At 71.2% G+C, this 12,976-nt stretch carries 10 protein-coding genes; 2 read left to right on the top strand and 8 right to left on the bottom strand.

Going from position 1 to position 12,976, the window contains the following annotated elements; all coding sequences use genetic code 11:
• Positions 1 to 83 precede the first annotated feature (83 nt).
• Positions 84 to 707 (bottom strand): helix-turn-helix transcriptional regulator, encoded by a 624-nt coding sequence (locus B0I31_RS12965; protein ID WP_106615608.1) that lies wholly within the window; start codon positions 705 to 707, stop codon positions 84 to 86.
• A 177-nt stretch (positions 708 to 884) separates the two neighbouring features.
• On the opposite strand from B0I31_RS12965, the gene B0I31_RS12960 reads away from it, so the two are divergent.
• Entirely contained in the window at positions 885 to 2,153 is a 1,269-nt protein-coding gene (locus B0I31_RS12960; RefSeq protein ID WP_106615607.1) for a COG1470 family protein, read from the top strand.
• A 52-nt stretch (positions 2,154 to 2,205) separates the two neighbouring features.
• Here B0I31_RS12960 and B0I31_RS40575 read toward each other — a convergent pair whose 3' ends face one another.
• On the bottom strand, positions 2,206 to 2,376 hold the full coding sequence (locus B0I31_RS40575) for a hypothetical protein (protein WP_181320138.1): 171 nt from the start codon (positions 2,374 to 2,376) through the stop codon (positions 2,206 to 2,208).
• Positions 2,373 to 2,717, bottom strand: a complete 345-nt coding sequence (locus B0I31_RS12955) for a hypothetical protein (RefSeq protein WP_245949853.1) — start codon at positions 2,715 to 2,717, stop codon at positions 2,373 to 2,375. Before B0I31_RS12955 ends, B0I31_RS40575 begins: the two co-directional genes overlap by 4 nt.
• A gap of 426 nt (positions 2,718 to 3,143) precedes the next feature.
• Between B0I31_RS12955 and B0I31_RS41185 the strand changes: the two genes are divergently transcribed.
• Positions 3,144 to 5,099, top strand: a complete 1,956-nt coding sequence (locus tag B0I31_RS41185; protein ID WP_219910687.1) for an eCIS core domain-containing protein — start codon at positions 3,144 to 3,146, stop codon at positions 5,097 to 5,099.
• Positions 5,100 to 5,149: 50 nt separating this feature from the next.
• On the opposite strand, the gene B0I31_RS12945 is transcribed toward B0I31_RS41185, so the two are convergent.
• From B0I31_RS12945 to B0I31_RS12925, 5 genes are all read right to left on the bottom strand, one after another.
• Positions 5,150 to 6,259 (bottom strand): glycoside hydrolase family 53 protein, encoded by a 1,110-nt coding sequence (locus B0I31_RS12945; RefSeq protein ID WP_106615606.1) that lies wholly within the window; start codon positions 6,257 to 6,259, stop codon positions 5,150 to 5,152.
• 355 nt (positions 6,260 to 6,614) lie between these two features.
• The gene (locus B0I31_RS12940; RefSeq protein WP_342751480.1) at positions 6,615 to 7,742 is read right to left on the bottom strand and encodes a transcription termination factor Rho, short form; all 1,128 of its coding nucleotides are present in this window, start codon (positions 7,740 to 7,742) and stop codon (positions 6,615 to 6,617) included.
• A gap of 224 nt (positions 7,743 to 7,966) precedes the next feature.
• Positions 7,967 to 9,025 (bottom strand): LacI family DNA-binding transcriptional regulator, encoded by a 1,059-nt coding sequence (locus B0I31_RS12935; protein ID WP_342751479.1) that lies wholly within the window; start codon positions 9,023 to 9,025, stop codon positions 7,967 to 7,969.
• Positions 9,026 to 9,751: 726 nt separating this feature from the next.
• Positions 9,752 to 11,512, bottom strand: a complete 1,761-nt coding sequence (locus B0I31_RS12930) for a glycoside hydrolase family 35 protein (protein WP_106615604.1) — start codon at positions 11,510 to 11,512, stop codon at positions 9,752 to 9,754.
• Between the two features lie 87 nt (positions 11,513 to 11,599).
• A complete protein-coding gene (locus B0I31_RS12925) occupies positions 11,600 to 12,946 on the bottom strand; it encodes an ABC transporter substrate-binding protein (RefSeq protein WP_106615603.1) in 1,347 nt (448 codons plus the stop codon).
• Positions 12,947 to 12,976 lie beyond the last annotated feature (30 nt).

The following is a 12,976-nucleotide window of genomic DNA, read 5'->3' as shown; positions in this document are numbered from 1 at the left end:
CCGCGACGCCCGGTGGCGCGGAGGTCCCGGCGGGCACGGTCGGGGCACGGCTGAAGGGCGGTTCGGGCAAGGCGGGCGCGGGATCAGATCAGGCCGTGCCGCATGGCGTAGCCGACTGCGTGCGCGCGGTTGCGCAGCTGCAGCCGGGTGGTGACCTCGTGCAGGACGTTCTTCACGGTCCGTTCCGAGAACGACGTCTTCGACGCGATCTCGGCCGTGTCGAACCCCTCGGACACCAGCCGCAGCATGTCCGCCTCCCGCGAGGTGAGCGTGGACAGGGACGGGCCGTTGGGATCGAGCACACTGCGCTGCAACCGGCTCACGTGGTCGAGCAACGTGCCGAGCAGGTCGCCCGGCAGCACCGCTTCTCCCTTGTGCAGCGCGGAAACCGTGCCCACCAACCGGTCCTGGTCGGCGTCGGCCCGCCGGAGCACCGCCGTCACGCCGCAGTCGATCGTCGTCTGGAGGGCGTCCTGGTCGAACCGCCCCACCACCAGACCGGTGCGCGTGGCCGACGACCGCCGCAACCGGCGCAGCAGCCGCGCCGTCTCGTCGTCCACCCGGTCCACCACCACGAGCGACACGGCGGCACGGTGCTCCTCGTCCGGCCGCACCACCTCGACTTCGGGCCGTGGCCGCAACTGGTGCGTGATCCCCGCTCTCAGGACCGGGTCCTCGGCATACACGGCCACCGGAATCCTGTTCATGCGAACCTCCTGTGGAATGAGCTCAGCCGGACCGCACCACCGCGACCTCGTTGCGGCTATCGTGTTCCCACCAGGGGTTCGCGGGCACCGGCGCCGGACCCGCGGTGCACGGCTTTGCCCGCATGCTGCCCTTTTCTCCCTGTCGGCCGCGGGTGTGCCGTGCCTACCGTTCGTCGGGTGACCACAACGACCGAATTCGGTCTCCCCACCGTGGTTGTCACGCCCGGTCGGGAGACCAGCACGACGATGACGGTGCGCAACGACAGTGACATCGTCGAGGCGTACGAGTTCGAGGTGGTGGGCGCCTGCGCCCCCTGGACCACCGTCGAACCGGCACGGCTGTCGCTGTACCCGGGGACCTCGGAGCAGGTCGCCGTCGTCCTGCGCCCGCCACGATCACCCGAGGTGCGCGCGGGCGAGGTGCCGCTCGGGGTGCGGGTGCTGCCCGCCGAACGACCCGACTCGGCGGTCGTGACCGAGACGACCGTGATCATCGAGCCGTTCGCGCGGCAACGGGCCCGGCTGATCCCCAAGCGCCGGCGGGCGTGGCGCAGCGCGCGCTACCGCGTCGAGGTGCACAACGACGGCAACACGCCGACCGTGGTGACGGCCGCGTTGCCCGAAGCCGACGACCACCTGAAGACCACCGTGTCCACCGCACCGACCACTGTGGACCCCGGCGCGCGCGCCGAGCTGGAACTGCGGGTGCGGGTGGCGAAACTGCTGTGGTTCGGCAAGCCCGCGGTGTGGCCGGTGCGGCTCGACGTGGTGGCCCTCGCGGCGGACGACCGGCACGAGCACGAGCTGGCCGGTGAACTGGTGCAGCTGCCGATCCTGTCCAAGTGGCTGCTGTCCTTGCTCGGCGCGTTGTTGGCGCTGCTGCTGGCGTGGCTGCTGCTGGTGCGCCCCGCGGTGCTCAGCGCCGCACGGGAAGCCGCCGACGGCCGCGCCCAGGAGATCGCGCAGGCCGCCGCCGAACCACCGGCGCCCGTCGCGCAGGAGCCGGGCGGTGCGCCGGAACAGCAACCCGCCGGTGAACAGGGCCAGGGCCAGGGGCAGGGGCAGGGTCGCGGCACGACCGGTGGCACCCGGCAGAGCTCCGGCACGATCGAAGTGCGCACGAACGCCGGTCAGCGCGCCACCGGCACCTACGTCGTGCCGGCGGGCAAGGTCTTCCACATCACCGACATCGTGCTGGCCAACCACCAGGGTGACGAAGGCGTGCTGACGATCGCGTTCGGCGAGCGCACGATCACCGTGATCGCGCTGGAGACCTTCCGCAACCAGGACTACCACTGGGTGACGCCGATCGACATCCCGCAGAACGGCACCGTCACCGCGACCGTCGACTGCGCCAGGCCGGGCACCCCGGCCAGTGGGCCGCAGGCGCCCAACTGCGCGCAGCTGCTCAACGTCAGCGGTGAGCTGAGCGACCTGGCCGGCTGACCGTCGACCGCCGCGCACCCGTCGTGGTGCGCGGCGAACTCGTGCGCGGGGGTCAGCGCCCGGCGCGCCGGTTCCACTCGTCGAGCAGGACGTCGATCCACGCGACCATCAGCTCCACCGTGGCGTGGTCGCCGCGCTCGCGGTAGTAGCGCAGGTCGTCACCGGCCGCGGTGAGCTCGAACCACAGGTCGCACGACGTGATGTCGTGGTAGGTCGGCTTCACGGCTCGCGCGGCGACGTGTTGCGGGCCGCCATCCGGAACGCCTCGATGTACTTCGGCAGCTCGACCAGCGCGCGCTCCCACGAGCCCGACATGATCTGCTCGGCGAACACCGCGTCGACCACGAGCCGGTCGACGTCCGGGTGGATGTCGTCGCCCGCCGCGGTCCGCAGCCGCCGCGACACCTCGATCCGGTGCGCGCGCGACCGGACGACCTCCAGGGTGTGCTCCAACTCGGCGATGACCCGCGCGGCCTCCCCCGGCTCCACCACCAGCCAACCCTTGGCCGCCAGGTCGAGGAACAGGTCGCCCGCGAACCTCTCGGGCGTGGAACCGTCCGCCACGCGACCTCCGTCCTGCCGGGATTCCCGGGACTCCCGCGACCACATCGCCTGCACACCTCCGTACCGGCACCGGGGCCCGTACCGGTCCTCCGGAACCCCCGACCGCGTGGCGGCAGGGAGCCGGCTTGAGCCCACCACGCGAGACGGTGCCGCCGGAAGTCCGTCAGGGCAGATCTGCCCGTCCGTACCCCGGCCGGTGCCTGACGATGGTCGACCCGGCGGCCGGCGCTGCGCCGAACGGGTGGGCACGAGTCGAGGTGGCGTGGAAAACGCGGCCCGGTTCGCCCACCACGACGACGAGGGGATTCCCAGGCCGCTGAGGGCACCCGCGCCGCCCCGACCCTGCCCCGGTGTCCCTTACCCCCGCGCGCCCCGGCGGTGACCCTGGAGGCGCGTGTGGGTCTTCACCTCCACCAAGGGGACGACATGAGGCAGCACGACCACGAGCACCACTCCACCCCGCCGCCCGAGCCCCTCCGCGCCACCGCCGACCGGGCACCCGCCGGGCCGCTGTCCCCGGACGGCATCCGGGCGTTGCAGCGCGCCGCGGGCAACACGGCGGTGGTCGGACTGCTCGCCGGCCAGGACCGTGACGCCACCGTCCAGCGTTCCCCGGTGCACGACGTGCTGCGCGACGGGGGCAAGCCCCTGGACGAGCCGGTGCGCCGGGAGATGGAAACCCGCCTCGGCAGCGACTTCTCCGACGTGCGGGTGCACACCGGTGCCGCGGCGCACACCGCGGCCGAGTCCGTGCGGGCGCACGCCTTCACCTCCGGTTCGCACATCGTGTTCCAACGCGGTCGGTACGACACGTCGTCGGAGGCGGGCAAGCGGATGCTCGCGCACGAGTTGACGCACGTCGACCAGCAGCGATCCGGTCCGGTCGCGGGCACCGACGTCGGCGGCGGGGTGGCCGTCTCCCACCCGGCGGACACCTTCGAGCGCGCCGCCGTGGCCAACGCCGACCGGGTGATGGCCCAATCCGCGCAACGCGACCAGGCGCCGCCGGCGACCGGGGCACGGCCACCGGTGGCGGACCCGGACCGCACCGCCGTGCAACGCGCGGTCGGTTTCGAGATCGAAGTGCCGGTCAGCACCTACGCCCTGGCGCCCTCACCGTCGACCCAGGAGCTGGACGAGAAGAAGGAGATCGCCACCCCGGTCACCTCCCGGGAGTGGGTGCCACGCCGCCCGGAGAACCCGGGGCTCAAGAAGCTGAGGCCGAGCCTGATCCGACGGCTGGCGAAGAAGGAAGTCCTGGTGGAGGCCGCCGGCTTCACCTTGGAAGCCGACGACGGGTCCAGCGGCGAATCCAACCTGGAGTTCGTCACCGAGCCGTTCCCGGAAGGCGCGGCGGGCCGCGACCGGCTCGTCTCCGCCCTCGACGCCATCGTGCGGGTGGCGTCGAGCACCGACGACCGCTTCCACACCGCCGCCGAACTGGCCACCGCGGCGGGAGGTCGGGAGCTCAAGCCCGCCACGCCGACGCTCTACTTCTCCTCCCAGTACCTGACCAAGGGAACCGCCTCGTCGGGCAATCCCCAGATGACCGCGGGCATCCCGCTCGAGTTGCTGGAGGGACTGTTCGCGGCGGTGTCGAACGCTTACGACGACCGGGCACACTCCGATCGGACCCGGGTCGAGGCGGCACCCGACCTGGCCGCGCAGGACTCGATCGGTGCGATCCGCAAGGCGAAGGCGAACGTCGATCGCGTGCTGGGCCAAGGCGTCGCGCCCGCTCAGGAGGGTGAGGGTTCGACGGCCGCCCCGGCGAGCGACAAGCTGCGGGGACTGCTCATGCCGGTCGCCGCGTACCTCATCCAGGGCAACGCCAAGCCGCACGAGGGCTACTACAAGGGTGTCGCGCCCATCATGGCCCGCACGGACTTCGCCGCCATGTTCGCACTGCTCAGCGCGGACGAGCAGGAGCGGCTGGCCGCGGAGGACGGTGAGCCGTTCGTCCGGTTGGCGCTGCGGTGCGCGGAGCTGACCGCGGCCGACGAGCCGGTGCTGGAGACCGTGGACCGGCGGGAGGTGTCGTTCGCGGAGGTCACCCGCCGGAAGTGGCTCAGCGGTATCACCCAGGGGAGGGACATTTTGAGCGAGCCGGGCTACCGGGCGGCCTTCCCCGCCACGGCCGACAAGGGCGAGCACTTCGAGTCGATGGGCTCCCTCGGCGACCGGATGGACGACTCCCGAGGCCGACGGGCGCCGATCGTGGAACTCCGCCGGATGCGCAAGCACCTGCCCCGCGACGACTGGAAACCCGTGCTCCTCGGCATCTTCGACCTGATGACCGAGATCGTCGAGAACGACAACACCGACCCGACGTACCGCCGGGCGGCCGTGCCCGCGCCACCGACCCAGGCCACGACGACGTGACGATCGCGGTGGGCGGGTCGTCGGCGTGCCGGCCCGCCCACCGACGACGATCACGGTGTCCAGCGGACGTTCGGGTTGATCCGGCCGGACCAGTCGAAGATCGCCATGTTGTCCCAGCCGTTGCCGCTGCCGTTGATGTCGGCGGGGTCCCAGCCGTTGCCGGGCACCGCGTACCAGGTCGGCTCCCAGTAGAAGACGCCGATGGCGCCCGCGTTGCGCGCGGTGTTCTGGACGTGGGTGAAGTTCGCCGCCTGGCCCTGCCACGTCAACGGGTAGCCGGAGCAACCGGTGGTGATGGAGTTGCCCGTGCCGTCCGCGTTGCCGGTGGTGAACGGGTAGGCCGTCTCCGCCAGCACGACGTCCTTGCCGTACCGGGAGCGCACGTCGGCGATGACGTTGTAGAGGTTGCTCAGCGTGCCGTGCCACATGCAGTAGTACGACAGCGCCGTGATGTCCCACGAGACGCCCTTGGACCGGATGCCGTCGTAGAACCAGCGGGCGTGGTCGAGGCTGTCGGCGTTCGCCGTGTGGATCATGACCTTGGTGCCGCTGTTGCACGCCTTGGTCGCGTTGTAACCGGCCTTGAGCAGCAGGCTGAGGTTGGTGAAGTCGTTGTTGACGACCTTGCCGTCGTCCCACAGCATGCCGACGTTGATCTCGTTGCCGATCTGCACGCTGTCCGGCGTGGTGCCCTGAGCCTTCAGGCTGGAGCACACGTCGTGGGTGTAGTTGTAGACGTCGGCCTGCAACTGGCCGATGCCGTGGTTCGCCCAGGCGGCCGGCTTGTACTGCTTGCCGGGGTCGGCCCAGGTGTCGGAGTAGTGGAAGTCGACCAGCAGCTTGAGGCCCTTGGCCTTCACCGCCTTGGCGTAGGCCAGGACCTTCGCCTTGTTGTTGTAGCCGCTCCTCGGGTTGTTCCAGACGCGCAGGCGGATGTAGTTGACCCCGGCGCCCTTCAGGATGTCGAGCGGGTCACGGGCGGTGCCGGACGCGTCGTAGTACTTCGCGCCGAGGTCCAGGGCGCGTTGCGCGGTCGAGACGTCGGCGCCGAGCATGCTCAGCGACCCGGCGGCGGAGACGGCCGGGGTGAGCGCGGCCAGCGGCAGCACGGCGGTCGCCAGGGCGAGGGCGGTTTTGACCGCCCGGTGGGATCCGGACATCCGATCTCCTTTGATCGAGGTGCGGTGGCGGCGACTGTGAACGTGCACACTATGAAAGCGGAGACCGGTGGCAGTCTCAAGGGTCAACTTCGGCGGTTTTACTGGGAACGTGCACAACGCAGGTCCGAGCGCGGGACGAGTGATCCACTCCACGTCCAGACCGTGTCCAGAGGCGTGATCGACACTTCCGTCACCGCCGCCCGGACGGAAGGGGGCACGTCATGCACCGCCTGCGATTTCGCCCGTCCCGGCGCGCGGCCACCGTGGCCGCGGTCCTGGCCGTGGCAGCGGCACTGGCGACTGCGCCGGTTGCCCCGCCGGCCCGGTTCACCTGACCGGACCGTCCGCAGTGGACTCAGCGGGGCGTGGTGGCGGTGAGCCGGGTGAGGAACTCGCCGTTGTCGCCCGTCTTGCGCAGGCCGTCGAGCAGCACGTCGAGCGCGTCCTCCTTGCCCGCCAGCGCCCGGCGCAGCAAGCGGATCGACGCGCTCTCGGCGGGTGTGAGCAGGAGGTCCTCGCGGCGGGTGCCGGACTGGTGCACGTCCACGGCCGGGAACACGCGCCGTGCCGCGGTCCTGCGGTCCAGGCGCAGCTCGGCGTTGCCGGTGCCCTTGTACTCCTCGAAGAGCAGCGCGTCGCCCGCCGAACCGGTGTCGACCAACGCGGTGGCGATGATCGTCAGCGATCCGCCGCCCTCGACGTTGCGCGCCGCGCCCAGGAACCGCTTCGGCGCGGTGAGCGAACCCGCGTCCACGCCGCCGGACAGGGTCCGCCCGGACGGTGGCGCGGCGAGGTTGTAGGCACGGCCGAGGCGGGTCGCGGAGTCCAGCAGCACCACCACGTCCCGGCCCAGCTCGACCAGGCGCTTGGCCCGTTCGACGGCCAGCTCGGCGAGCGCGGTGTGGTCGCGTGGCGGGTGGTCGAAGGTGGCCGCGACCACCTCGGCCGGCACGCCCCGGGACAGGTCGGTGACCTCCTCCGGGCGTTCACCGACCAGGACGAGCATCAGGTGGCACTCCGGGTGGTTCTTGGCGAGGCCGTGCGCGATGGACCGCAGCACGGAGGTCTTGCCCGCCTTGGGCGGTGCGACGATCAACGCGCGTTGCCCCTTGCCGATCGGCATGAGCAGGTCGACCACGCGCGTGGTCAGCTCGTGCGCCTCCGTCTCCAGCCGCAGCCTCTCGTGCGGGTGGGTCGGCACGAGGTCGGCGAAGGCCGGCCGGGCTCGGGAGTGGCGCGGGTGCGCGCCGTTGACGGCCTCGACGGTGACCAGCGCGGGTGCCTTGCCGCCGCGGGGTGGGGGTGCGAACCGGCCGTGGACCTCGTCGCCGCGGCGCAGGCCGTGCTCGGCGACCAGGTGCGGCGCGACGGTGACGTCGTCCGGCCCCGGCAGGTAGCCGTCGGTGCGCAGCACGGCCCGGCGGTCCACGACGTCGAGGACGCCCGAGGTGAGCCGGTTGTCGGAAAAATCGTTGTGGTTCAAGGTTTTCTCCCAGATTCGGGCATGGTGGGCAGCGCGGCGGGTGCCGCGGTGGGAACCCGGTCGGGAAAGGCTGCGCGAGCCACGTCCGAAGCGGGTCCGGTGAAAGGAATTCGTGGGTGGGGCTGAAGCCGCCTACGTCCACGAGAACGAGATGACGAACACCATAGCCCCCGGTGCGGCCGATGCGCAAGCGTGTCCGGTGTGGACAGGGGCTGAGCTGGGGGTCAGGCGGGCGGCGGAGCGGTGCTGTCGCGGACCACCAGGCGGGTCGGCACGAGCGTCGTGCCCGCCTTGGTGCGGCGGTGGTGGACCTGGCGCAGGACGCGCTCGACGCACCGCCTGCCGACCTCGGTGAAGTCCTGGTGCACGGTCGTCAGGGGCGGGATGAACGACGTGGAGTCGGGGATGTCGTCGAACCCGACCACGCTGACGTCCCGGGGCACGACCTTGCCCTTCTCGTGGAACGCCCGCAGCAGGCCCAGCGCCATCTGGTCGTTGGCCGCGAACACCGCCGTGCAGCCCGGCTCGTCGGCCAGTTCCAGCCCCGCCCGGTAGCCGGAATCGGCCGACCAGTCGCCGCGCCACATCCGGGGCACCGGCAGCCCGGCCTCGGTCAGCGTGGCCCGCCACGTCTCGGCCCGGCGTTCGGCGGCGTAGGAGTCCTCGGGGCCGGCGACGTGCCAGACCGTGCGGTGGCCGAGGTCGAGCAGGTGGCGGACGGCCTGGCGGGTGCCGTCCGCCTGGTCGGTGTCCACGACGGTGTAGCGGTCGCCTCCGGTGGAGTCCACGATCACGGCCGGGATGCCCAGCGGGAGGGTCATCGTGGCCGCGTCGAGCAGGTGGACCTCCATGATCACGATCACCGCGTCCACGGCGAGTTCACCGAGCCGGGTGAACGCGCCGAGCACGCCGTCCTGGGTCGGTACGGCCACCGGGATCAGCGTGATGGCGTAACCCTCGTGCGCGGCGTGGTCCACTATGGCCTCCAGCGTGCGGCTGTTGCCGACCGTGGAGAGCGTGAACAGGATGACGCCGATGGTGCGGAACTCGCCGTACTTGAGCGCGCGGGCCGCGCTGTTGGGCCGGTAGCCCAGGCGTCGCATGGCGTCCAGCACCTGCTCGCGCGTGGAACCGACCACGCTGGGGTGGCCGTTGGACACCCGTGACACCGTCTGGGCCGAGACACCGGCCAGGCGGGCGACGTCGGCCATGGAGACGCGCCGGGCGGGCGCGCGGCGCACGGCGGGCTGCCGGGGCGTGCCCGACGTGGACTCGGCTGTCACGTCTGGGCTCCTTCCCCTGGCGGCTGTCGTGACGCCGTGTGGCGCGTTGTCACTATAGCCCTTGGGCGTGGGTGCTTGTTCGCGCAAACATGTGGTGGTGGCGGGGGTTTGAAAAGATCAAAAGTTCAAAAGATCAAAAGCGTCCTCGCCGGACGGGCAGATCAGCAGGATGACCCCAACTACGCCGTCGACTCCCCGACCCAGCGTGGTCCCGGGCTTCGTGTCATCCCACCGACCTCCCTCCGGGCTACCACACGCGTCAAGGAGGCGCCACGACCGATGCGTGAGGCATCGGTCGTGGCGCCTCCTTGACCCGTGCGGTAGGGCTACGCCAGGTCGGCGGGATGACACGAACCCCTACTCCTACAAGAAGCGGAAGTGCGTCGCAGCCGCACACGCCCCGGCGCCGCCCGACCCCGCGCCCGCCGGCGACCCCCGCGCCGTGCCACAGGCACGTCCTTCTTCCCAAAGGAGGGCTTCGTGTCATCCCGCCGACCTGGCGCAGCCCTACCGCACGTGTCAAGGGCGGCGCGTCCACCTCTGCCCGCGGCGTCAACTGGGACCGCGCGCCGCCCTTGACACGTGTGGTAGCCCGGAGGGAGGTCGGTGGGATGACACGGAGTCCGGACCCACAACCCAACAGGAGATAACGGAGGCAGTTGGGGTCATCCTGCTGATCTGCCCGTCCGGCGAGGACGCTTTTCGAGGCTTTTCAAGGCTTTCGCCCTATGCCTCCGTGTGCCCAAGAAGCGGTTCCGCCACGAACCGAGCAGTCGGCTCGGTCAGCGCGTCGAGCTCCAGCACGACCAGCTCATTGCCCCCGCCCCGCAGCACCGGACCCGGCACGTACAGGGTGCGCTGCGGCCCACGCGACCAGTACCTCCCCAAGCAAAAGCCGTTGACCCACACCACCCCCCGCCCCCAACCCCTGACGTCCAGGTGAAGATCGACGACCCGGTCGAGGTCGAACCCCGCCCGCAGGAAGACCGGACCCGACACCGCCGCGTCGACGGGCGTCGTGCCGCCCTGACCGGTCCAGACCGCCGGCGGGGTATCGAGGAACAACGGCAGCACGTCCCAGCCCGTCAACGGCACGCCACCCAGAGTGGCGCCGCCGATGATCCCCTTCGGCTCGCCGATGCGCGGCCCGTAGTTGACCCGGCCGTGGTCCTCGACCAGCACCGTCAACTCACCGACCGCACGGCGCACGCCGAGCGCGCGCTGGTGGTGCTCACGCAGCAGGGTGCCGACCGGTTGGGCGTCCAGGAACACCGACGCGTGGTCGCGCACCTCGCCGAAGCACAGCACCGCCGGGCCGGGTGCGTCGACCCGCGTGGTCATCAGCGCCAGCCGGGGCGTGCCGTCCCACTGCTCCAGGGTCGGCACGGCTTCGTGCCGCTCCCAGCCCGGCCACTCCTTCGCCACCTCCAGCAAGGGCACGGGATCGGCCAGCGCGACGGTGGACCGCGGCGCGGAAGTCGCCGCAGGCGGTGGCGGCTCCGGCACGTCGCGGTAGCGCGAGATGACCTCGCGGAACGCGTGGTACTTGGCGGTCGGGTTCCCGGCCTCGTCCAGCGGCGCGTCGTAGTCGTAGGAGGTGACGGTGGGCTGGTACCTGCCCTTGTCGTTGGCGCCGCTGGTGAACCCGAAGTTCGTGCCGCCGTGGAACATGTAGATGTTGACCGACGCGCCCGCCGCGAGCAGCGCGTCGAGTTCGGCGGCGCTGTCGGCGGCCGAGGTGGTGTAGTGGTGGCTGCCCCAGTGGTCGAACCAGCCGATCCAGAACTCCGCGCACATCAACGGGCCGGTCGGCTGGTGGCGGCGCAGCGCGGCCAGCCGCTCGGTGGTGCGCGATCCGAACGACGCGGTCAGGTGCAGGCCCTCCAGGCTGCCCGCCGCGAGCATCTCGTCGGTCGGCTGGTCGACGGTGGTCAGCGGCACGGTGATACCGGCGTCCCGGGTGTGCTCGGCCAAGGCCTTGAGGTAGGTCTTGTCGTCGCCGAACGCGCCGTACTCGTTCTCGACCTGCACCAGGATGACCGGGCCGCCGTGCTGGACCTGCAGCGGCGCGACGACCTCGTAGACGCGGTCCAGGTAGTCCCGGACGGCGGCCAGGTAGCGCGGCTCGGCGCGCCGCACACCCACCTCGGGGTCGCGGAACAGCCACGCGGGCAGGCCGCCGTTGTCCCACTCGGCGCAGATGTACGGGCCGGGCCGGACGATCGCGTACAGGCCCGCGTCGGCCACCAGCCGCAGGAACCGGCCGAGGTCCAGCCCGCCGGTGAGGTCGAACGTGCCGGGGGTGGGCGCGTGCGCGTTCCAGGCGACGTAGGTCTCGATGGTGTTCAGGCCCATGCGCCGGGCCTTGTCGATGCGGTCCGCCCACTGGTCCGGGTGCACGCGGAAGTAGTGCAGGGCACCGGACACGATCTGGAACGGCCTGCCGTCGAGCAGGAAGTCCCGCTCGCCGATGCTGAACTCGGGCACGGAGATGGGTGTTCCCTTCCGGGTGTGGCGCGCGGGGTCGAGGTCTGTGCGAGAGGGCGGGACGGCCGGGCCGCCCCGCCCCCGGGGTCAGCCGGTGGTGACGGTGAAGCCCTGCTGGTTGCCGTAGTCCACCAGCGCCTGCTGCCACGCGGTCAGACCGGGGTCCAGACTGGTGGAGTCGGCGTAGGACTTGCCGACCGTGTCGCCGAAAACGCTGTTGGCGTAGAGCTGGTAGGGCAGGTAGCTCCAGCCCGGCACGACCTGGCCGGCGGCGGCGGTGAGGACCTGGTTGATCTGCTGCCCGCCGAAGTAGGGCGCGGCCTCGTCCTTGAACGCCGACGACTCCAGGTCGGCCTTCGTCGCGGGGAAGCCGCCGCTGTCCAGGAACGGCTTGACGCCGTTGCCGTTGTTGAGCCACCGCACGAACGCCGCCGCGAGCGCGGGCTTGGCGCTCTGCTTGAGCACCGACTGGCCGCCGCCGCCGTTCTCGGCGGTCACCGGGGTCTTGCCGTCGTAGGTCGGCAGCGGCGCCACGGCCCACTTGCCCGCGCCGCCCGGCACCGAAGACTCCAGCACGCCCGGCATCCACGCGCCGGTCGCCAGCGTGGCGATCGTGCCGTCACCCAGCGCCTTGTACCAGGCGTCCGACCAGCCGGGGATCGTCGAGACCAGCTTCTCCTCGACGAGCTCGTCCCAGGTCGCGGTCCACTTCCGGGCGCCCTCGTCCTGGAGGTCGATCTTGACGTTCTTGCCGTCGGTGGTGAACGGCTTGCCGCCCGCCTGCCAGATCATGCTGGTCGCGAAGCCCGCGTCACCGGTGTCGGAGGTGATGTACTTGGTCGGGTCGGCGGTGTGCAGCTTCCTGGCCGTTTCGACGTACTCGTCCCAGGTCTTCGGCACGGTGAGGCCGTGCCGGTCGAAGACCTCCTTGTTGTAGAACAGGGCCATCGGGCCGGAGTCCTGGGGCAGGCCGAACAGCCCGCCGCCGACCTTGACCGAGTTCCAGGTCGAGGGGGTGTAATCGTCCTCGAACGCGTTGAACCCGTACTGGCCGAGGTCGACCAGGGCACCGGTCATGGCGAACTGGGGGAGTGCCTGGTACTCGATCTGGGCCACGTCGGGCGCGCCGGAACCGGCTTTGACGGCGTTCTGGAGCTTGGTGTAGTGGTCGTTGCCGGTGCCCGCGTTGACGTAGTTGACCTTGACGTTCGGGAACTCCTGCTGGAACGCCTCGACCTGGGCCTTGGCGGACGGGGTCCAGCTCCAGTAGGTGATCTCGCCGCCTTCGCGCAGCGCGGCGTCGACCGCGTCCTGCGTGCCGGTGGTGCCGCCCGCCGCGGTGCCGCCGTCGCCGGAGGAGCAGGCGGAGAGCGCGGTGGCGAGGGCGGTGGCCAGGACTATGGCCACCTGGCGGCTGCGCCTGGTGGGTGACATGGGTGGAGTCCTTTCGCGGCGGTGGGAGAG

This window comes from Saccharothrix carnea, assembly GCF_003014735.1.
GTDB classification, from domain to species: domain Bacteria; phylum Actinomycetota; class Actinomycetes; order Mycobacteriales; family Pseudonocardiaceae; genus Actinosynnema; species Actinosynnema carneum.
This window is presented reverse-complemented; position numbering and strand designations above follow the sequence as displayed.